Here is a 22,810-nt window from a genome sequence, read left to right as displayed (position 1 = left end):
TGAGTTTTGATGCGTGTTAAAATGATTTCAAGAGTTTAATCATGACTGAATGGTTTTCGTTGCAAGCTAAATTGCAGTTGTAATAAAGATAATAGAATAAACCAACTTGAGAAATATTAATGCGTTTTCATCTTTCAAAAGCTCATCGTTTTTTAGATCTAGAAATAAAAAAAATGCTTTCATTTCTGAAAGCATTGTTCTAATCTATCTGGTATTTTATTTCATAATACGTGTGAGGTGGAAGAATTTTTTATATTCTTCAGGAATGGTATCAATATTTAATAAACAACCTTCCTCAATATTAGGATAAATTTCAGCATAGGTTTTAACATCGTAAAGTCCCACACGCTTACTAATATGTTCTCGCTGTAAATCCTTTGGACTTGTAAGTCCGGCTGCAGCAACCAACTCTAAGAAACTATGAATTGTAGCCTCATGGTAACGTTTTGCACGTGGTGCTTTATCTTCAACCACTAAACCTTTTACAAGGGAAGGATTTTGAGTGGCCACCCCAACAGGACAAGTGTTGGTGTTACATTGTAAGGCTTGTATACAACCAATAGACAGCATCATCGCTCTTGCACTATTACAACCGTCAGCGCCTAAAGCTAAGGCTCTCGCCATATGAAAACCAGTAATTATTTTTCCGGCCACAATAACTTTAATATCGTTTCTAAGTCCAAAACCAACCAAGGTATCGTGAACAAAAATAAGTCCTTCTCTTAATGGCATTCCCATAGAGTTTGAGAATTCTACAGGAGCGGCTCCTGTTCCTCCTTCACCACCATCAACAGTAATAAAATCAGGACGAATTCCTGTAAAGATCATAGCTTCACAAAAATCCATAAATTCTTGCTTTCTCCCTAAACAGAGTTTAAATCCAACTGGTTTACCGTCAGAAAGGCTTCTCAGTTTTTTTATGAAATGCATAAATTGTATAGGATCTGAGAATGCAGAGTGTGAAGGTGGAGAGTGTACCGCAATACCCGGTTTTACGTGTCTTATTTTTGCAATTTCCTCGGTGTTTTTAGAGGCAGGTAAAATTCCTCCATGTCCAGGTTTCGCCCCCTGAGAAAGTTTAATCTCTATCATTTTTACTTGAGGACGCAAAGCATTTTCTCTAAAGGTAACTTCGTTAAACGTCCCATCGTCATGTCGGCATCCAAAGTAACCCGTTCCAATTTGCCATATTAAATCGCCACCATGTTCTAAGTGGTAATCACTGATTGCCCCTTCACCCGTATTATGAGCAAAATTTCCCATTTTAGCGCCTTTGTTTAAGGCTAGGACGGCATTGTTACTTAACGAACCAAAACTCATGGCAGAGATATTTAATAAACTCGAAGAGTAAGGTTGTTTACAATCTTTTCCACCAATAATTAAACGTGGAAATTCCCCAATGTCTTTAGGATTGGTTTTAGCATACATGGAGTGCTCTAACCATTCGTAACCCGAGTGGTAAATGTCCATTTGCGTTCCAAAAGGTTCCGTGTCATTTTCGCCTTTAGCTCTTCGGTATATTAAGGATCTTAAAATTCTATTTAATGGACGCCCTTCCGTATCCGTTTCTACAAAATACTGCATAATCTCAGGTCGGATAGATTCTAAGATGTATCTAAAACGTCCTAATAGAGGGAAGTTTCGTCGTATGGTATGGGATTTTTGAAAAATATCAAAGATTCCCATTATAATTAAAGGCGCTACCACCAAAAATGCCCATAGTATTGGAGGCCAATATTGGGCTATAATGACTAACGATAACGTCGTTACAATTGAAATTAAAATAAAATACTCGCGAACTTTCATAAGTCTAATTTTAAGAATGCGCGAAGATAAGATTACCCTTTCAATAAATGAATTAAAGTGACCTAGTTTGTGATGAATTGTATTATATTTTTTTCCATCTATTGCTTTTCAGAGGAGTAGTCCTTTCTCGGATTTCTTTTGAAGGAATTTTATTTCAATTGGGTTAAATTGACATAGTCGTCTTTAAAGCTTTGCTGAAGGTATTAGCAATAGACCCTTTTGAAAAGGGAATGAGTACGTCCATGTAAAAAGAGGCTTATAAAGACGAAGTTTTTCGACATTACGGACTGTTGCTAACTTAGTTTTAACAATACTTTAATCTTTGGTTGCTTTAATGATTTTGAACTAACTCTATATTTGTAAATATCAATTTTTACCAATAATGCGTATCACACCAATACTGTTTTCTTTAGTTTTTGTTTTGGGCTTAAGCTGTAGCAGCTCTAAAGGAACACCTACAGCATCTGCTGTAACAAGCAAGAATGAAACACAGCAAACGCTAGAGAATAGCAAATGGGTTTTATCAACTTTAAACGGTGCGACTGTAGAAGGTAAGCTTAAAGAGGGGCAGCAGATTTATTTTACTCTAGATGTGGAGACGCATAGGATTAGCGGAAATGCGGGGTGTAATACCTTTACAGGACGTTATACAATAGAAGAAGGATATCGTATTCAATTTTCAGAATTGGCCACGACAGAGATGATGTGTTTAAAGTCTAAAATAAATGAATCTCAAATTTTAGCCGTTTTTAATACAGCGCAAAATTACACCTTAAACGCTAACGTGTTAACGTTAAGTGTAGGGAAGAGAGCGCCATTAGCAACTTTTAATCTTAGTCATTAATGCATTCACTTCGTAGCAATAGACATCGGTTTTTAACCGATATAGGACTTTTAATCTTAAGAGTGTTTTTAGGATTAGGTATGTGTTTTGGCCATGGTATTGGTAAGTGGAATACCTTGTTTAGTGGTGAGGAATTGCGTTTTGCAGATCCGTTTGGTGTGGGAGTTTTACCTTCATTAGTTTTGGCTGTTTTTGCAGAAGTAATTTGTAGCCTATTGTTAGTGCTCGGTTTGGCAACACGTTGGGCTTTAATCCCATTAATTGTTACCATGCTCGTTGCGGTTTTTATAGTTCATATTGGAGATGGATTTGGAGTTATGGAGAAAGGACTTTTATATGGTATTGGCTATATAACTTTACTTTTAACCGGTCCAGGACGGTTTTCAATAGATGCCTTTATAGGGCGTAATACCTAAGACTTAAACATGTTTTAAGTCTGAAATAATGAGGTTCTTGACGCTTCGATTATGAAAAACATAATCGTTTTACTATCTTGTTAAGATAAACGTACTTTGGAAATTGTAGCTAAAGTGCACTTCATTAAGAAATAAATAAAATAATTAATCAATGAGATATGGATTAAAAAAGGACTGCAATTCAGTTATTTTTAAAATCTCGTTATCTTATCTTTGGAATTAACCAATAAAGTATCAAATCAATATTTATGATCAGAAGAGTATTTCTCACCCCATTTCAGAAATTCGTTCAATTTGAAAGTTTCAGTGGTATTTTGCTATTGCTGGCCACTATTATCGCATTAGTTTGGGCTAATTCTCCGTTTGGTGATATTTATAGAGATCTTTGGCAATATGATGTCGGAATCGTTACTGAAAGTTTTGAATTTAAAAAACCTTTAATTCTTTGGATTAACGATGGCTTAATGGCAATTTTCTTTTTCCTTATCGGTTTAGAAATAAAACGAGAACTGCTTATTGGAGAGTTAAATTCACCTAAAAAAATAGCCTTTCCTTTAGTTGGGGCTTTAGGGGGAATGATTGTTCCTGTATTGTTTTTTCTATTGATTAATCAAAATCCTGAAACTACCAAAGGATGGGGAATCCCAATGGCTACAGATATTGCCTTTTCATTAGCTATTTTAAATGTTTTAGGAAACCGTGTGCCTTTAAGTTTAAAGGTGTTTTTAACCGCTTTTGCAATTGTAGATGATATTGGGGCGGTACTTGTAATTGCTATATTTTATAGTGGTACTATTAAAATTTCCTTACTCCTTATTGCCGCAGCCTTATTGGCCTTTTTATATGTATTATCTTATAAAGGGATTTATTCTAGATTCTTGTTATTTTTCTTAGGTATTGCTGTATGGTTTTTATTCTTAAAAGCGGGATTACACCCAACGGTGGCCGGGATCTTATTGGCCTTTTCTGTGCCAATTCGTCAAAAGATTAAGACCGCGACTTTTGTAGAGCAGTTAGAACGTATCTTTGTGCGTATAAAGAAAGCGAGTATACTGAAGGCGCCTATTTTGTCTACAGAACAAATTCAACTAATTGACGATTTAGATGATTGGTCGGCTAAATTTCAGTCGCCATTACAGCACTTAGAACACAATTTACATGGTTGGGTGGCCTATTTCATTATCCCAATATTCGCCTTAGCCAATGCAGGGGTGCTTATCAGTGGATCTGAAGGTTTAGATACGGCTTTAGTGATTAATATTATCATCAGTTTAATTTTAGGAAAAGGGATTGGAATTACCCTCATTGTATTTATAGCTAAAAAAATTAAGCTTATTGAAGTGCCAAGTGATATTAAATTTATTCAAATTATAGGTGTTGCTTTCTTAGCCGGAATCGGGTTTACGATGGCTATTTTTATTGCAAGTTTAGCCTTTGCTTCATCACCAGAATATGTAGATTCGGCAAAAATAGGAATCCTTATCGGTTCCTTTATTTCTGCAATTGTAGGTTATGTTATTCTGCATTTAACCTCGCCCAAAAAGATAGAAGAAGTCGTCTAAAACTTGACGAACAAATTATAGTTAAAAGCTTGTACATATTGTGTGCAGGCTTTTTTTATGGTCTAAAGTGTTTTAACAAATTGTTAACTTCGTTTGGTTCGGTTAGTACCGAACCAATTGGTATATTTGCAAACTAAATGATGTGGATGTTGTATTTTTTTCATATCCATAACAAGAAATTAGTGAACAATGACGAATACTATTTGTAAAGAAAAAATGGCCTTAGTTGAAAAGCTAGGGGTGCATTTAGAAACAAGAGAGCAGTTGGCTCCTGTTGCTGCAAGAATTTTATCTTATATCATTCTCACCGGTAAAAAAGGGGTCACCTTTGAAGATATGGTGAATATTCTGTGTGCGAGTAAGAGTACCATTTCTACACATTTAAACCATCTTCAAGATCTTAAAAAGATTGTGTACTTCACCAAAACGGGAGATCGTAAGAAGTATTTTATTATCAATAAGGATTCCATACTTCAGCACATTGATAATATGGTGAAAGAATGGGAAGACATCAAAGGCTTACACTTAGAGATAAAAAACTATAAGGATACCATTAATCAGCAACTCGAAGACGGAGATGAAGATCGGTTTGATTTAAATTTTCATAACGATTATATCGCCTTTTTAGATGGGGCTACCACTTCTATAAAAGAATTAAAAACTAAAATAATAACGAACCATATTACCATTTAAACCTTATAAAAAATGAAAAAGAATAATTTATACTCAATTTTAGCACTCGGTGTATTTTTCCTTGTTTTAAGCTGTGGAGACAAAGAAGGACAAGCTGCTGCTACTCAAGCGCCACCTCCAACTATTCCTGTGACGTCATTACAAACTAAAACCGTAACGGGTTATAAAGAATACCCTACCACGATTGAAGGTATTGTAAATAGTGATGTTAGAGCAAAGACATCGGGTTATATTCAAGATGTTTTAGTTGATGAAGGTCAAAAAGTACGTAAAGGACAAGTGTTGTTTAAGTTAGAAACACAGTCTTTAAATCAAGATGCAGGTGCGGCTAAAGCGCGTATTAATGTGGCTCAAGTTGAGGTGGATAAGTTAATTCCATTGGTTGAAAAGAACATTATTAGTGCTGTACAATTAGAAACAGCGAAGGCCAATTTAGCACAAGCAAAAGCAAACTACAGTGGGGTAACGGCTAATATAGGGTATGCAACTATTAAAAGTCCTATTGACGGCTACGTTGGTGCTATAAACTTTAGAGAAGGAACTTTAGTTAGTCCTAGTGATGCTTCACCATTAACTACAGTAAGCGAAATTGACCAAGTCTATGCGTTCTTTAGTTTTAATGAAGCGCAGTACATTAATCATCTGCAACAATCAGAAGGGAAAACTAAGGCTGAGCGTATTAAAAATTCGCCAGATTTAACTTTGATTTTAGCAAATGGTAAAGAATATTCTGAAAAAGGACGTATTCAAACAAGTACAGGTCAAGTCAACCAAAGTACAGGAACCATTAAAATTAGAGCTGCTTTTGATAATCCTAATGAAATTTTAACCAACGGAAATAGTGGTAAAATTAGATTTCCTGTAGAGTATAAAGATGCAATCGTTGTTCCACAGAGTGCGACGTTTGAGCAACAAGGAAATGTGATGATTTTTAAACTGGTAGCCGATAATAAAATTGAAACTTCAATTATTGACGTTCAAGGCACTGTAGATAATTTATACGTTGTAGCATCGGGCTTATCGGCAGAGGATAAAATTGTGGTTTCTGGAGTTGGAAAATTACGTCCTGGAATGGTGATTACGCCACAAGAAACACCGTTTGAAGAGGCTATTGCCCCTATCGAGACTTTATTTAGAAACTAATTAACGAACAAACTTAGTAATTATGTTAAAAACATTTATTGAAAGACCTGTGCTTTCAACAGTTATCTCTATTATCATAGTTTTGCTTGGCGTTATTAGTATCACCAGCTTACCTATTGAAGAGTACCCAGATATTGCGCCACCAACCATTAAGGTTACGGCAAGTTATACCGGTGCAAATGCCGAAACGGTTTTAGAAAGTGTTATCATTCCTATTGAAGAACAAATAAACGGAGTTGAGGGAATGACCTATATTACCTCTACGGCTTCTAATACCGGAACTGCAGAAATTACGGTGTATTTCGATCAAGAAATGGATGCGGATATTGCGGCGGTAAACGTGCAAAACCGTGTAGCGAGAGCAACGCCATTATTACCTTCAGAAGTTACACAAACCGGAGTTATAACTCAGAAGCAAGAAACCAGTGCTTTAATGTTTATTTCCATGTATTCTGAAAGTGAAAATTACGACGCCACGTTTATTCAGAATTATTTAAAGATAAACGTCATCCCTGCCATGCAACGTATTGGTGGTGTTGGTGATGTAAGTTTATTTTCGCAACAAGATTACGCGATGCGTATATGGTTAAACCCTGAAAAATTAGCGGCTTATAACCTTATACCTTCTGATGTTTCAGCTGCTTTAGCAGAACAAAATTTAGAAGCTGCAGCAGGATCATTAGGACAGAATAACGGAGAATCCTTTTCGTACACTTTAACTTATAGTGGACGTTTTAAAGACGAAGCACAGTACAGTGATATTGTGATTAAAGCCTTAGGTAATGGTGAGTTTTTGAGATTAAAAGATGTTGCGACTATTGAATTAGATGCACAATCTTATGCGGCAAATGCGACGAGTTTAGGACATCCAGCAGTCTTTATGGGGATTTTTCAAACTAAAGGTTCTAATGCCCAAGAAATTATTGAAAATATTAAAACAACTTTAGAAGATGTAAAAGCAGATTTACCTGAAGGTTTAGATATTTTTGTGCCTTATGATACCAGTTTATTCTTGAATGCATCTATAGATAAAGTAGTACATACCTTATTAGAAGCTTTCTTGTTGGTATTCTTAGTGGTATTCATCTTTTTACAAGATTTCCGCTCTACGTTAATTCCGGCCATCGCCGTTCCGGTATCTATTATCGGTACCTTCTTTTTCTTAAATGTCTTTGGTTATTCCATCAACTTATTAACACTATTTGCCTTAGTCCTTGCCATCGGTATTGTGGTGGATGATGCTATTGTGGTCGTGGAAGCGGTGCATGCTAAGATGGATGAAGGAGAACACAATCCGAAAAAAGCAACCTTAACTGCTATGAATGAGATTTCTGGTGCCATTATATCCATTACCTTGGTTATGGCAGCGGTATTTATTCCTGTGACGTTTGTAACCGGACCTACAGGGGTGTTTTATGAGCAATTTGGGGTAACCTTAATTATTGCCATTCTTATTTCAGCCGTAAACGCTTTAACCTTAAGTCCTGCCTTATGTGCTTTACTTTTAAAAGAGCATAAAGAAGATGAAGAATTAAAAGGTAAAGGGCCATTAAAACGTTTTTATACCTTATTCAATCGTGGTTTTAATGCTACTATAGAACGTTACGGAAGATCACTTCAGTTTTTATACCGAAGAAAATTTGTATCGGTATTGCTTTTAATTATTGCAGGTGTGGGAATCTATTGGGCTTCGACTACAACGCCAACAGGATTTGTGCCGAATGAAGATAGAGGAATCATATTTGCAAATATTGAATTGCCAGCAGGGGCCTCTTTAGATAGAACAGATGCCGTGACTAGAAAGCTATATTCCAAAATAGAAAATATGGAAGGCGTTGTTGGTGTTAACTTTATTAAAGGACGAAGTTTAATTAACGGTGCAGGATCTAACTTCGGAATGGGGATTATTAAGCTAGAAGATTGGACTGATCGTGAAGATCCTTCACTTTCTGCTCAGGCCATTACCGGAAAATTATTTGGTGTGGCGGCAGGATTACCAGAAGCAAACATTATTTTCTTCTCTCCACCAAGTATTCGTGGATTTGGTAACTCGGCAGGATTCGAAGTGAATTTATTAGATAAGTTTGGCGGCGAATTTAAAGACCTAGATAAAGCGAATAAAGAGTTTGCTATGGCTTTAATGAGTCATCCAGAAATTAAATACGCACAATCGGCTTTTAGTACCAACTACCCACAGTACGAAATGGAAGTTAATGTACCATTAGCAAAAGAAAAAGGCGTTTCTGTAAGTAGTATTTTCTCTACTTTACAAGGTTATATTGGTGGAATTTATGCTTCTGATTTTTCTAAATACGGAAAACAATTTAGAGTTTATATTCAAGCCTTGCCAGAAGATAGAGCCGATGAGAGTGCTTTAAATAGCATGTATGTAAGAACAGATTCAGGTGAAATGACACCGATCACTCAGTTTGTAAACTTAAAGCGTGTTTATGGTCCGCAATCGGTTACACGATTTAATTTATTAAACTCTACCAGTATTTCTGGAGCCACTAACGACGGCTTTAGTACGGGTGATGCTATTAGAGTTATTGAGGAAGAAGTCGCAAAATTACCAAGTAACTATACTATTGCTTATTCAGGATTAACAAGAGAAGAAGTAAGTGCCGGGAACCAAACCACCTTTATATTTATCTTAAGTATTCTGTTTGTTTATTTCTTATTAAGTGCCCAGTACGAGAGTTATTTATTACCATTTGCAGTGGTATTATCGTTGCCTTTTGGTGTCTTTGGAGCCTATATAAGTACGAAGTTTTTAGGATTAGAAAACAACATCTATTTCCAAATTGCCTTAATTATGCTTATTGGGTTATTAGCCAAGAATGCAATTCTTATTGTTGAGTTCGCGCTGCAACGTCGTAAAAACGGCGAGAGTATTGTAGATGCAGCAATCCATGGTGCTAAGGCACGTTTACGTCCTATTTTAATGACCTCTTTCGCTTTTATCTTAGGTTTAATGCCATTAGTATTAGCAAAAGGTGTAGGTGCAGAAGGAAATAATTCTATTGGAACAGGAGCCGCAGGAGGAATGTTAATCGGAACCTTATTAGGAGTCTTCGTTATTCCAATATTATTTATATTATTTCAGTGGTTGCAAGAAAAAGTTTCAGGCCAACCCGCAGTACAAACTATTGAAGATTAAGAATTATGACAGGAATTATAAAACATAGACATTTCAGTAAAGCTGCTTTATTATTAGTCGTGGCATTTACATTACAAAGTTGTTTTGTAGCAAAAGACTATGTAAGGCCAGATTTAGATCTTGAAACAGAAGCGCTTTATAGAACAGAGAACCTGCCTACCGATAGTGTGTCTATCGCTGAGGTTTCTTGGAAAGATTTATTTACAGATCCTTACCTTCAAGAGTATATCGAAGACGGGCTGCAGAATAATATGGATGTACGTATTGCCATTCAGCAAATGATTGCGGCAGAAGCATACGCCAAACAAGGTAAGGCAGGATTTATGCCAACCTTGAGTGTTGGGCCTAATTACACGCATCAAGAATATTCTGAAAATAGTCAGTTTGGTACTATATTTAGTGGTGGTTTAGACACCTATGATATCACGGCCAATTTATCTTGGGAAGCCGATGTATGGGGAAAAATAAGATCTGGGAAGCGTGCGTCTCAAGCGGAGTATTTGCAAAACGTTGCGGCTCATCAAGCGGTGAAAACGCAACTGATTTCTAGTATTGCGAATACCTATTACAACCTCTTGGCTTTAGATGCCCAGTTAGAAGTGACTAAAAAGACCATTGAAACAAGAGCGAGTGGTGTAGAGACCATTAAAGCGTTAAAAGACGCCGGACAAGTAACTCAGGTTGCTGTAGACCAAAATATAGCGCAGTACAATAGTGCTAAAGCCTTGCAGGTTGATATTGAGATGGCCATTTTTAAAGCTGAAAATACGTTGAGTATTTTGTTAGGAAGAACGCCTCAGGAATTAGAAAGAAGTCCTTTGCAAACGCAAAAGATAGATCAAGAACTGACATTAGGAGTGTCAACATTATTGTTGCGTAATCGTCCGGATGTCATGGCGGCTGAATATTCTTTAATTAAGAATTTTGAGCTTACCAACGTAGCGAATAGTAGCTTCTATCCTTCATTGACCTTAACAGCTTCTGGAGGGCTTCAGAGTTTAGAGTTAGATAATTTGTTAAGTGCTAATTCGCTGTTTGCAACGGTGGTTGGGGGATTAACACAACCTTTGCTTAACCAAAGAAAGTTAAAAACTCAGAAGGAAGTGGCCTTAGCCAATCAAGAAACGGCGTTGTTGAATTTCAAAAAGACCTTATTAGTGGCCGGAAGTGAGGTTTCTAATGCCTTATATGCTTATAAAGCTGAAACGAAAAAGTTTGAATTCAGAAAGAATGAAGTGGAAGCCTTGCGTATTGCAGAAGCCAATTCAGAAGAATTACTTAAAAACGGTTATGCTAACTATTTAGATTTATTAACCGCAAGACAAAGTGCCTTAAGTGCAGAGCTTAATAGCATTGATAGCCAATTACAACAATTGGTTGCGGTGGTAGATCTTTACGAAGCTCTAGGTGGAGGTTGGAAATAATCTTGAATTAAATTCTTGACGCTTTGTAAATTGTCCATACAGCGGAAAATATGTTAAACAGTATTATTCCTATCTTTAAAAATTACGGTGTTAGAAGTACCACAATGGCGGATATTTCTAATCATCTCGGCATTTCCAAAAAGACCCTGTATGTGCATTATAAGAGTAAAGAAGATTTGGTTGAAAAAAGTGTCGATTTTATTTTTGAAGGGCATCATGCCGTTTTCAATAAAATTCTAAATCGCGATATTTCACCCTTAAAAAAAGTCATTTTAATGTATCGTTATGGAATTCGTCAACTCTCGACGAATTCCACAACGTTTTACATAGAATTGAAAAAATACTATCCTAAAGCCTTTAAGCGCTACCAGCACGAACGTGATTATGTCACCTTTACCATTGTTTTAAATTTATTAAAAGAAGCGCAAAAATCTGGCGATATTGTGGCTTCCGTAGACCTAAGGTTATTTTGTCTGCTTAACATTTATAAAATAGATATACTACTTCTTAATCGCGAATTAACCCAAGAATATACCTTAGCACAAATTGTAGATCACCTTGTGGTGTTTAATCTGAAAGGCATTTTAGAAGCTAAGCGTAAGCTATAAGTAATACTGCTATAATTTCTTCTTAAGTGTAGCTTTAATACCTTATTATTGCTTAGGAGAAGGCATCCTTCATCCGTTTAAATTTCAGTTATTATGATAGAGTTTATAAGTACCTATAAAAATTTAATTCTTTACGTTCTGGCGGTTATCGCTGCTGTGATTTTACTGCGTTTATCAACAAAGTTTATCATAAAGTGGTTAGTAAAAAAGGAAGCCAAACGCTTACCCGATGCTCCTGTGAGATCTATGAAATTAGTGCGGATTACGCTTAATCTATTGTGGTTGATTTTAGGGATTATAGCCTTGAGTGCCGTTTTTGTAGATAGAGACAAAGATCAGCTATTGGTTGATTATTTTAAGTTGGCCAGCTATATTGGAGCGGTAACAGTAATCACTATTATTACGGCTACCGTTTGTAATATGTGGTTTAAGCATCGTATTGATGAAAAGGTCACTCACGATTTTGATCCTACAACCTACAAGTTTCTCAGGTATGTGTCTGTGTTTGTCATTTGCTTTATCGGCTTGTTATTTACATTAATGGCCTTTCCATCCTTAAAAGGCGTAGCGCAAACGGCCTTAGGTGGTGCGGGTGTTTTAGCTTTAATTGCGGGGGTGGCTTCTCAAGAAGCCTTATCTAATTTAGTAGGAGGTATTTTTATCGTGTCCTTTAAGCCCTTTAAAATAGGGGATGTTATAAAAGTAACGGATACCATGGTAGGAACGGTGACGGACATTACCTTACGTCATACGGTAATTAGAAATTTTGAGAATAAAATGATCGTGATCCCTAATGCGGTTATAAATAAAGAAAAGTTAATTAATTACGATTTAGGAGAGCTGAAGTGCTGTGAGCATATTGAACTCGGTATCACCTATAACAGCGATGTAACCTTAGCAAAAAAAATACTTCAGGAAGAATGTGAAAATCATCCGTTAATTCATGATAACCGTTCTGAATCAGACAAACAACAAGGCAAACCAATCGTAAAAACGGCCTTAACAAAATTCAACGATTCTTCGGTAGTGATTAGAGCTTGGGCTTGGTCTTCAAGTTTTGGGAATTCATTCACCTTAAAATGCGACGTTTATGAAAGTGCAAAGAAGCGCTTTGAGGCCGAAGGTGTTGATTTGGCCTTCCCAACTCGGACCATTTATATGGCTAATGATGAGAAGACTACCTTAGATAATGAAATAAAGTCTTAAAAGTAACAGAAGCAAAACCTCAGCGTTTAAGCGTTGTACAAGCTATTTCGGTAATAATAAGTGCAAAAAACAAATATGGCGATAAAAGCTTAATTAGTTATTTGATAAAAAAACGCTTGTTATTTAAGAATTTGTTATTTTTGCGGCAAAATTATATGTAATTCTAAAAATAAGATACGCATAAATGGAAAATTCAAAAAAGGAGTTAAAGGTTAAAAAGAAGGCTGTGCCTTTAAAAGGAATGATGGATAACGTCATGGAGCAATTTAACAGTGCTGCGGATCACATCAACCTACATCCAAACATTAGAAAAATATTAAGCATTACCAACAACGAAATTTTAGTTAATTTCCCAGTGAAAATGGATAATGGTAATGTTGAAGTTTTTACAGGGTATAGGGTACAACATAATGGCGCTTTAGGTCCTTATAAAGGTGGCTTGCGTTATCACCCTACTGTAGACTTAGATGCGGCACGTGCCTTAGCTATGTGGATGACATGGAAAACCTCATTAGCAGGTTTGCCTTACGGTGGTGGTAAAGGAGGAATAAAAATAGATCCGTCTTTATATTCACAATCAGAGTTAGAACGTATTACACGTCGTTTTACTTACGCTCTTGCGGATAATATTGGACCAGAACATGATATTCCTGCGCCAGATGTTAATACCAACAGTCAGACCATGGCTTGGATTGCCGATACTTATATGAGTACGAGACCTCCAGCCTTGCGTAGTGCTAACCAACATGTTGTTACCGGTAAGCCCGATGGAAGTGGTGGACTGGAAGGACGTGACCGTGCAACGGGATTTGGGGTTTATTTAACTATTAAATTCTGGGCAGAGAGAAATGACATGGACTTAAGCGGAAAACGTTTTATTGTTCAAGGTTTTGGTAATGTTGGGTATTGGGCTTCGCTTTTCTTAGAGCAGGACGGAGCTAAATTAGTTGGTGTGCAAGATGCTCAAGGAAGTATTGAAAACCAAGAAGGTATTGACGTTGAAAACCTGTTTAGCTACACACAAAAGAAAGGTGGAACTGTGATGGATTTTCCAAAGTCTCAACTTGTAGATAAGAATGATTTCTTTGCTATTGACTGTGATATTTGTATTCCAGCAGCATTAGGAAATCAAATTACTAAAGAGAATGCCCCACGTATTAAGGCCAAATTAATTGCTGAAGGAGCTAATGGTCCTACAAACGTTGAAGGAGAGAAAATTCTTTTAGAACGTGGGATTATCATTATTCCAGATATTTTATGTAATTCAGGAGGTGTGATTGGTAGCTATTTTGAATGGTTACAAAACCGAAGTGGTGAAATATGGCATTTAGAAGAGGTTTTAGAAAAGCTTCGTAAAAAATTAAATGGCTCTTTCAATCGTGTCTATAATTATGCGCAAAATGAACGTGTAGATTTAAGAACGGCAGCATTCTGTATTGCTATACAACGTATTGAAAAAGCATATATTCAACGTGGTATTTTCCCATAAATAGATGGGGTGTTGGCCTTCTTTATTAAGGTTAAGTTGCACTAAAAATTTCAAGTCACATCATAAAAATAATGCTTATAAAATACCGCACTACGAGATATTGTAGTGTGGTATTTTTTTGTCGTTCAATTTTTATAGTTTAGATTTAGCTTCATGAATTTAAAGCCTTGTGAATGCTGTTACCAATAGTGCACGATACGCTCGAAAATAATCTCTTATCAACATGGCTTTGGCCTTTGGGTCTTGTGCTACTTGTTGGCTATATTTTGTATCGTCTAGCCTGGCTCTTCCAGTTTTATTACGCCTCATTTTATAAGAAACCTGTGTTTGCACATGTCTATTTAAAACGAAATCGATTGACGCCGAAACAACTTTCTATCTTACAAAAAGAGAGTGCTTTTTATAATCAATTAGCAAAGAAAGAACAGGCGTATTTTCATCACAGAGTAGCGACGTTTATTAAGGAAAAAGAATTTGTGGGACATTCGGATTTGGAGGTTACAGAACAAATGCGAGTAACGATTGCAGCAACAGCAATTATGCTAACATTCGGATTTAAGAATTATTTATTAGAAGTCATTGAAACGGTAATCATTTATCCGCAAGTCTATTATTCAGAAATTAATGGGACTTATCATAAAGGTGAAACTAATCCGAGGCATAAGGCTATTGTTTTCTCTTGGGAAGATTTTAAATACGGTTATAAAATAGGAGATGATAATTTAAATCTTGGAATTCATGAGTTTGGACACGCGGTACATTTAAATGCTGCCCAACGTAATGATATTAGTAGTTTAATATTTAATCAAGGTTTTAAGAATTTAACGCGATACCTTCAAAATAACGAAAGTGTACGGCGTAAGCTTATTGCTTCTAAATATTTTAGAGCCTATGCTTATACCAATCAATATGAGTTTTTTGCTGTATTGCTTGAAAATTTTATAGAAACCCCTGCCGAATTTAACAAGCAATTTCCGGTACTTTATAAACTGATCAAACAGATGTTAAACTTTAAGTTTGCGGGCTATTAGTTGTTTTGAGTGTGCAGCTCCATAAATAGAGTTAGAGTGAAAATATATGGGTAACCCGTGTTGGCCTTCAGAAATATAGGGTAATAAAAAAGGCTCACTTTAATAGTGAACCTTTATATATGTTATAGCGTATAAACTTATAATCTAAATACAGCTTGTAAATGATATTGGTAATGGTTGTTTTCATAGCCAGCATCTGAATTGTTAAAAGCAAATTTAGCAAGAGTTTGCGCTCTAATTCCAAATGTTTGATTTCTATTTAACCAAAAAAGAACACCACCCCCTAAATTAAATGATACGTTTGAATCTTCAATATGGAAAAAACCTAAACCAGCATTAGCATAGATATCAAACCAACTCAAATGACGTCCACGTCCAAAAATTAATTCTCTAAAATAATATTTTGCATTAGTGTCTAAAGAAACATAATTATAGTTTTCTTCAATATCACCGAAATCTACTCTAGAACTTTCTTTAAAACCATTAAAAGTTATTGCTTGTTCTATGGCTAAATTAGGTACCCAACTAAATTCGATAGCCGCAGAAATTGGGGTTTGAAAACTCCAATCATCAGGACTATTAATAGGAGATTGTGTTCCTAACGTATTTAAGGCATTGACTCCAAAACTTAAAGTCCAATCTTCATTGTAGCGTTGTGCAAAAGATGAAAAACTAAGAGTTAATATGAATGCGAGTAAAAGTAATTTTTTCATATAAAAATGATTTTGGTCAAAGGTAAACTTTATGGATTACAAAACAAACATTGCTGTAAACTTATTATTTTTTTTGACAAAAAAAAATAATACAGGATTATTTTAAAATTATGATCGTTTTTTTTATGTTTTTCCATATAATATTACGAAGTTTTATGAATATAATAACTTGAAATGCTATTGTTTATGGTAGTAAAATGTAATAGACAGTTACAGTATAGAAGTTGTAATGATTTTTACTGAAATTTTTATCTTTTTAGAATTTTATGAGCTATGATATGTTTCAAATAGCTTGTGTTCGTAAAGAGTAAATGGAGTCGATTTCCAATAAATTTAAGAGTGGATTTCAAAAAAGTCAATCCCGTTTGTAAACTCCGATATCGGCTAGTCAAGAAATGACATTTTCCTCTATAATGCATGTAACGGTTAGACGAAATTTCTGAGACGTCAATAAAATTAAGTTTAGCCAATTCAAAATACGATTGAACGTATTTTAGGTTTAATAATGCGTCCAATAGCGGACGGTCCTTATGCGTTTTTATAGCGAGTATATCGTAAATAGATTTAAGACTATAGGTGTTATAGTAGTGTCCGTGATCATTAAGTTGCCAACTTAAGATGATGTGAAGGCTGAGGTACTTTAGGTTGGGTAGGGGGATATTAGATTTAAGAGTCTTAGTTTGCAAAACCGATTCCACTTCTATGATGGACCAATGCTTTTTTTTGAAAAGTTCAGAGTGAATTTCTATAGCTGCAAGTTCGTGGTCTGAGATTAAGCGATCAAGATGTCTATAATCTTTCGTTTCATAATCAAAGCCATTGGTTTTAGGATAGCCGGAATGTTTTAATAGCTCAAAGGCATTTTGAACTTGGTCTTTTTCAACTAAAATATCAATATCTCCAACCATTCGTTCCGCATTATCTTCATAACACCCTAAAGTTAAAAGTGCGGTCCCTTTTAAAAAAACATGATCAATATGATGCTGTTTTAAAATCTTAGAAATAGTTTGGACTTGCGCTAATATTCTAAGGTTTCGCTGCCTGTTAATAGAAGTGATCTCTTCTAAATAATGTACTAAGTCAGCAGGGGGGATATCTAATAGGTTTTTAGCTTTTAACCTACAGTAAATGGTAGGTAAAACTAATTGTTTACTTCCTTCAACAACAATAGCATCCCAATTAAAATGTGGTTCACGCAGTTGGTTCTCTAAGGCACTTCTTGGGTATTCAAAACTCAAGATGTTTGCTATAATTTTATCCGTGCTTATAATAGGATTCATAAAGGACGTTAATGGTTAACTCATTTAAAATTCAGCAGTCTTAAAGCTGTGTAAATAGTGTTGCAACGGTTTCATTAACACTATCCGTATTACTATATGTTAGTCGATACAATTTAATAGATTTTAACCAATTTAAAAATTGCTCAGCATGTATAGGGTTCGGTGATAACCAAGAGTCTTCAATAATGGTTTCTAAAAGCTCTTTTATAGAGGTTTCTTCGAGTTGTGTTTCAGAGTCGGCTTTATAATTCACCAAAACCATAGCTTTACAGGGGTAGTGTGTTGCTTTAGGCTGTGAGCAGGGGAGGTATTTTAATTGACCTTTTACCTTATTAAAGTTTACAATGTCTAAATTTTCAAAGCCTTTTACCAAAGGACGTAAGACTTTAAAAGCCCCTTCTTTTATGGATATGGCCGATGGATTGTAATAGATGTGTTGATCTTTAGATAATAACGGCGAAACATCATCGGCTAATAATTGGAAGCCATGTGTTGCTAATAAGGCCGATAAGGTGCTTTTCCCACTACCTGACTTTCCAACAAATAAAATAGAGGAATGGCCATCTGTAATTGTAGAACCATGTAAAGTTCCTATCCAGTCCGCTTCTTTTTTATGGTGTATAGTGCAAAGTAAGCGCATCATAAATTTGCCCTGAATATGATGGTAATCTGTTTTTAAAACAGAAGTTATAAGTTTTTCATTTTGATACAAAAAGAGCGTATTCTCCTTTAAATAGATATCGAAATTAACATCGTAATGCGTGGGGGCAGTAGTATATTGAGCTAGGGCGGGGTGGATGGTCTTTAAAACCAATTCTGAACAAAACGAAATTTTAATGGTCTTCGACGCAATTTGGTAATATTTTACAATTTTCCGCTTTGTGGAATCTAGTGTTCCAGTAGGCTTAAGGGGTAACGTAAGTGGGATGTTGCAGTTTTTTAGATATAGGCCTATATGTTCTAAAAGCCTTATTCTTTCTTGCTCTGAAAAAACCTCTAAAACTTGAGATGCATACTCGAACTCAGTATTTGAGGAAAAGTATGCATCTAAAAGTTGTTTATAATCAGAATGGATAATGCTATAACTATTGGAGGTGGTGTACCATAAGACCCAATAATCACCAAAGCACATGCATAATGTTGGTGCTAAGTGCGTATTCAAAATATTATCCTTAACCGAACGGGTTTCCCCCAGTTTCAGGAGGGGTTGATTGTGTTTGAGATGATAATGGGTTTAAGATCACAAACGTTCCTACTGCCGTTAATGCAGCATATTTACCCATTTTAGAAATGGCTTCTTTTCTTGTAATTTTATCGGTCTTGTTATCTTTCTTCATGGCTCTTGCCCTAAATTTTGAGTTCAAAAATAATAATTTAAGCTTAAATTATTCAATTTTTTAAATGTAAGCTTTTACGTTTAAAAATCATAATTAATAAGCCAAAATCAGATGAAGTGGGGCTAAAAATCTTGTTGTTATCCCCGTTTCAATACTTGTATTTTGTTGCAATATATATAATATTGAAATAAATAAAAGCACCCATCTTAATAATTCTATATTTAACCGTTTAAATGTTAAAAGTGACGTTAAAATGAGTGCTTATGTAGCTGTTTTTAGTTTATAATAATCTTTTGGGTTTTACTTTGCGTTTTGTTACTTAGGTCTATGACATAAATACCTTTCACCATATGTTTTGTGTCAAGTGTCTGAACGGTTTCATTACTGTTTAAGGTGTATTGCACTACTATTCTACCTTGCATATCATATATAGTAGCGGTTGTCTTATCATTAATCTGACCAGAGATAACAATAGTTTGATCTGCAGTGTTGGTATATATATTTAATGCTGTAACAGCATTATCTTGTAATGATAATGTATTGCTCGATAGGTGTAGATAAAAACGTCCTATACCAGTAATATTGCTGTTTGGCGTTAAGACGTAATCATTAGTGTTAAGTAAGGTATAAGTGTTGGTTACAGTATCTTCTAAATAAACTAAAGTAGACTCTGGTAAATGAGCGCTATCGATATTAAATGTAAGGGTCTCACCTTGATTAGCATGAACCCCTAAAGGTACCGTAACATCAGTTAGATCTGTGGTATTTAAAGATTGAAGCGCTATCGGTAATCCTGTATTGTCTTCTACTAAATGTGAATATAGAGCGAAACTCGGTACTGTTCCTCCCCATACTTTAGCGTCATAACCAGGGTCTAAGCCTCGTGAAGCATTGCTGTTAAAGTATAGCTGTGTTGTGTATTGGTTTGTTTCAGTTTGAACCATTAACTCTAAATAAGTCAAGACATCAGCAGTACGACCAACAATAAAGTCATCCGAACTACCAGAAGTTCTCATGGCTGTCGTAAATTTAAAATCAAAGTTTGCGACCTGATCTGCATCTGCAGCCACAAAGAAACCTTGCCCAGGCGTCATTAAGCGTCCTGGGGCATTGGCCAAATTAATAACATCCCATCCATTATCTTCATTACCGTCATAGCCATAAATACCAGAAGTGTCATTTAATAAATCTATGTTTTTAATGTCAGTACCCTCTTCGTTACCAACAACATGATTTAATAAGTCCTCAATAGTGATATAGGAAGGATAAGGGTTACCAATTAAATTCCATTCGGCATAAGCAGGCCCAGAATGAATAATATCAATAGGGAAATCTGCAGTCTCAACAGTTCCACTAAACCTGAGGGTAGCGGTATTAGAGGTTGTAGCTCTAAATCCGGTACCAGCGTTTAATAAAGTGCTAGCATTAGTACTTGTATTATAATTTTCATAAACCCCTGTAGTTTTATTAAAAAGCGCAAATGCTTTCTCTGTAGGGTCAGAAGGATTAGCTAATAAATTGCTGTCGTTTGCAGTAGCAAAATCAGAAAAGGTTTCACCAGATAGTGGCGGACTAATGAGATCATTATCGCCTACCGCGTTTGTGTCCCCTAAACCTGCGTTTCCATTGACATGACGTTCGTAATAGATGCTACCTGAGATAGAACCATCTAAAATTAGGCTCGAGTAGCTCGTAGATGTTGACGTTAAGGTTAAACCTTCAGCACCACCAACCGTTAGGGTAACACCAGAATTAACTGTAAGTGCTGCACCCGCTGAAACTGTAATATTATTTACAGAAGTGTCTGTATCTATAATAGCATTTCCGGAAGTCACGGCAATAATATCATTGGCAGTCGTTGTACCATTAGGGTCACTTGGTGACCATGTGCCGTTGTAGGTGTAGGTGTTTGAGGTTGGAATCATTTCTCCCTCAAGTTTGAAATTGTCAAATCCAGAAAAACCGCCACCTCCATTATTTCTAATTTCAATTTCTAGAGATACATTACTTACTGTATTAGGGATTAAAACAGTAACTGTTCCTTCATCGGTTTCAGTACTGCTATCGCCATCTAAAAGATAAACCGTACCTTGGCCAACACCATCAAAGAATACTTCATATCGAGCATCATCATTATTAGCGTTATAACCCACAACATCCCAATCGAAAGTTAATTCTACATTGTTATAGGTTGAAATGTCAATCGTTGCAAATGTTGTAGTGGCAAATCCTGATGTTCCATTATCGTCTTCATCATCTAGGTCATTTTCTCCTAATATGTTCCCTTGCATATTTTCATAATCTATTGGTGAAGCGGAGGTAATATTAATTATACCATAAAAGCCATCACTACCCCATGTGTTATCGAAAAAGCTAATCTCATTAGTATATGTCCATTCTGGAGTAGTTCCATCAAAATCTTGAATAGCAATAACGACAGGTCCAACAGGTATGGCTTCAATATCAAAAGCACTACTAGTTGTTGTTGGGTGTAAATCATCATCAGCAGTGAATACTAATCCAGTGTCTACTACTGTATGAGTTAAACCTGCAAATGTTGCAACACCATTAGCGGCTGTTGCTGTTATAGGGCTTCCGATTAAGGAACCAGTAGAAGTTATTTCGATATCCAAATCATAACTAACGTCAATGTTTCCATTTGTATCAATAGCAGCTACAGTAACGTCTGGTGTCATTATTTCATTTACGTATGTATTGGAAGGTTGTTCAGAGAAAGCAATTTCAGTGGATACTACATCTAGTGTGATGTTTTCACCAATAACAGTGCCTGAAAAAGGATCAGCAAAACCAGAACCGTTGTTATCGGCTACAAAACCATTGGAAGCAGCGTCTATTTGAAATTGAATAATACTTTCATCAACAATGTTGTTGGTGTTTAAGTAGAACCCTAAAACAAATTCCAAAGCGGTACCGTTTGCTATTGCTATAGGAGTATCAAAATCTAAAATAATAGCTGTATCGGTAATTGTAGTAGTAGGTGTGTAATCTACTAAATTCTCATCATAAAGTGTAATGCCTTGAATGTGGTCTGTCCAATCTGCGGTGTTATTCAGGCCTGGTACAAAACGCATACTTGTAACATTTGTTGGTAAAAAATCTGAAGTGGCTAGGTCTTCAATAATAAAGCTAAATGCATCCGTTGATGTAGCAACTGTAGTGACATTGGAAGCAATAATAGTGTTAGATGCAATTGAGCTGTTAGGGTTTTTGGCTTGGGTGTCAGTGTCTTTGAGACTTCCTAGCTTAAATTTCCCAACATGGAAATCATAATCTTCTGAGTCGTCAATTGTTCCATCAGAAGCCCAAATTGCAAATTGTACATTACCTGAGTAAGATGATAAATCTTCTGTATATTCTGTTCCAGTAACCTCAGGTTCGTTTGCCGCGTTCCAAGTCGTTAAATTATTCCATGTGGTGCCGCCATCGGTAGTGATTAATAACTGTACTTCATCATCAGAACCCATTGAGTCATCAGCAGTTGTTGAATTCCAATTTGTAACAGCTACATTAATTTCTAATTGAAATGGCCCTCCAGAAGTCAAATCGAAAGTTGGGGACAAGAGCCATTCTCTATCATTATTACTATATAGATTTATGGCATTAGAAGGTCCAAAAGCATATGATCTGTATCCACGCCAGTCTGATTCACCAATGTCTCCGGGACCAGCATTAACTTCTCCGCTTCCCGCTTCTTTCCAACAGACGTCGGGTACATTTATTTCCATATTAGCAGAATATGGTGGAGTAATAGCTCCACAAGTAGTGGTAAAGGTTATAGGACCAGCCCAAGTGCTGAAGCCATCCGAAACACAATTGGCTCTTACGTACACTTCATAAGTTGTTAATTCTGTTAATCCAGACCATGAATGAGGATTTGTTGATGTAGGGATTCCTGAACTTGGTGTACCAGTGCCACTAGTTTGAACTACAATTTCCCAAGCTGTTTCAATATCTCCTGGGGTCCAGCTTATGTTTGCTGTGGTATCTGTAAAGCTATCAATTGTTAAACCAGTAATTTCTGGGCAACTTATTTCTGTAGTAAAGTTTATAGGGCCAGCCCAAGTACTGAAGCCATCT

17 protein-coding genes are annotated in these 22,810 nt (G+C 35.9%); 11 read left to right on the top strand and 6 right to left on the bottom strand.

Going from position 1 to position 22,810, the window contains the following annotated elements; all coding sequences use genetic code 11:
• Positions 1-216: 216 nt before the first annotated feature.
• A complete protein-coding gene (locus ACFQ13_RS10645; protein WP_386117127.1) occupies positions 217-1,806 on the bottom strand; it encodes an FMN-binding glutamate synthase family protein in 1,590 nt (529 codons plus the stop codon).
• A 382-nt stretch (positions 1,807-2,188) separates the two neighbouring features.
• On the opposite strand from ACFQ13_RS10645, the gene ACFQ13_RS10640 reads away from it, so the two are divergent.
• The 11 genes from ACFQ13_RS10640 to ACFQ13_RS10590 all read left to right on the top strand — a co-directional run bounded on the left by ACFQ13_RS10640 (position 2,189) and on the right by ACFQ13_RS10590 (position 15,382).
• Positions 2,189-2,650 carry an META domain-containing protein gene (locus ACFQ13_RS10640; protein WP_386117124.1) on the top strand — a complete coding sequence of 154 codons (462 nt, stop codon included), beginning with the start codon at positions 2,189-2,191 and terminating at the stop codon, positions 2,648-2,650.
• Entirely contained in the window at positions 2,650-3,066 is a 417-nt protein-coding gene (locus ACFQ13_RS10635; protein ID WP_386117121.1) for a DoxX family protein, read from the top strand. The genes ACFQ13_RS10640 and ACFQ13_RS10635 overlap by 1 nt, the downstream gene beginning before the upstream one ends.
• 248 nt (positions 3,067-3,314) lie before the next feature.
• The gene (nhaA, locus tag ACFQ13_RS10630; RefSeq protein WP_386117118.1) at positions 3,315-4,628 is read left to right on the top strand and encodes a Na+/H+ antiporter NhaA; all 1,314 of its coding nucleotides are present in this window, start codon (positions 3,315-3,317) and stop codon (positions 4,626-4,628) included.
• A gap of 189 nt (positions 4,629-4,817) precedes the next feature.
• Positions 4,818-5,321, top strand: coding sequence for a GbsR/MarR family transcriptional regulator (locus ACFQ13_RS10625; RefSeq protein ID WP_114310678.1), 504 nt, complete (start codon positions 4,818-4,820; stop codon positions 5,319-5,321).
• A gap of 12 nt (positions 5,322-5,333) precedes the next feature.
• On the top strand, positions 5,334-6,464 hold the full coding sequence (locus ACFQ13_RS10620) for an efflux RND transporter periplasmic adaptor subunit (protein ID WP_386117115.1): 1,131 nt from the start codon (positions 5,334-5,336) through the stop codon (positions 6,462-6,464).
• A gap of 22 nt (positions 6,465-6,486) precedes the next feature.
• Positions 6,487-9,624 (top strand): efflux RND transporter permease subunit, encoded by a 3,138-nt coding sequence (locus ACFQ13_RS10615; RefSeq protein ID WP_386117112.1) that lies wholly within the window; start codon positions 6,487-6,489, stop codon positions 9,622-9,624.
• Positions 9,625-9,629: 5 nt separating this feature from the next.
• Positions 9,630-11,048 carry an efflux transporter outer membrane subunit gene (locus ACFQ13_RS10610; RefSeq protein ID WP_386117109.1) on the top strand — a complete coding sequence of 473 codons (1,419 nt, stop codon included), beginning with the start codon at positions 9,630-9,632 and terminating at the stop codon, positions 11,046-11,048.
• Between the two features lie 50 nt (positions 11,049-11,098).
• Entirely contained in the window at positions 11,099-11,656 is a 558-nt protein-coding gene (locus ACFQ13_RS10605) for a TetR/AcrR family transcriptional regulator (RefSeq protein ID WP_386117106.1), read from the top strand.
• Between the two features lie 93 nt (positions 11,657-11,749).
• Positions 11,750-12,862: a mechanosensitive ion channel family protein gene (locus tag ACFQ13_RS10600; RefSeq protein ID WP_386117099.1), complete on the top strand. Its 1,113-nt coding sequence runs from the start codon at positions 11,750-11,752 to the stop codon at positions 12,860-12,862.
• Between the two features lie 184 nt (positions 12,863-13,046).
• Positions 13,047-14,351, top strand: a complete 1,305-nt coding sequence (locus tag ACFQ13_RS10595) for a Glu/Leu/Phe/Val family dehydrogenase (protein WP_386117094.1) — start codon at positions 13,047-13,049, stop codon at positions 14,349-14,351.
• Between the two features lie 188 nt (positions 14,352-14,539).
• Complete coding sequence (locus ACFQ13_RS10590; protein ID WP_386119426.1) at positions 14,540-15,382, top strand: zinc-dependent peptidase; 843 nt, start codon at positions 14,540-14,542, stop codon at positions 15,380-15,382.
• Positions 15,383-15,519: 137 nt separating this feature from the next.
• Here the strand turns inward: ACFQ13_RS10590 and ACFQ13_RS10585 are convergent, their stop codons facing one another.
• From ACFQ13_RS10585 to ACFQ13_RS10565, 5 genes are all read right to left on the bottom strand, one after another.
• The gene (locus tag ACFQ13_RS10585) at positions 15,520-16,095 is read right to left on the bottom strand and encodes a hypothetical protein (RefSeq protein WP_386117093.1); all 576 of its coding nucleotides are present in this window, start codon (positions 16,093-16,095) and stop codon (positions 15,520-15,522) included.
• Between the two features lie 248 nt (positions 16,096-16,343).
• On the bottom strand, positions 16,344-17,375 hold the full coding sequence (locus tag ACFQ13_RS10580) for a nucleotidyltransferase family protein (protein ID WP_386117090.1): 1,032 nt from the start codon (positions 17,373-17,375) through the stop codon (positions 16,344-16,346).
• A gap of 40 nt (positions 17,376-17,415) precedes the next feature.
• A complete protein-coding gene (locus ACFQ13_RS10575) occupies positions 17,416-18,537 on the bottom strand; it encodes a hypothetical protein (RefSeq protein ID WP_386117088.1) in 1,122 nt (373 codons plus the stop codon).
• 10 nt (positions 18,538-18,547) lie between these two features.
• Positions 18,548-18,712 carry a hypothetical protein gene (locus ACFQ13_RS10570; protein WP_386117086.1) on the bottom strand — a complete coding sequence of 55 codons (165 nt, stop codon included), beginning with the start codon at positions 18,710-18,712 and terminating at the stop codon, positions 18,548-18,550.
• 275 nt (positions 18,713-18,987) lie between these two features.
• The coding region (locus tag ACFQ13_RS10565) for a T9SS type A sorting domain-containing protein (RefSeq protein WP_386117083.1) at positions 18,988-22,810 on the bottom strand (3,823 nt) is incomplete at its 5' end.

Origin of the sequence: Winogradskyella rapida, assembly GCF_042675845.1 — a bacterium.
Taxonomy (GTDB): Bacteria; Bacteroidota; Bacteroidia; order Flavobacteriales; family Flavobacteriaceae; genus Winogradskyella; species Winogradskyella rapida.
The sequence above is the reverse complement of the archived record's forward strand: the minus strand, read 5'-3'. Positions and strand labels throughout refer to the sequence as shown.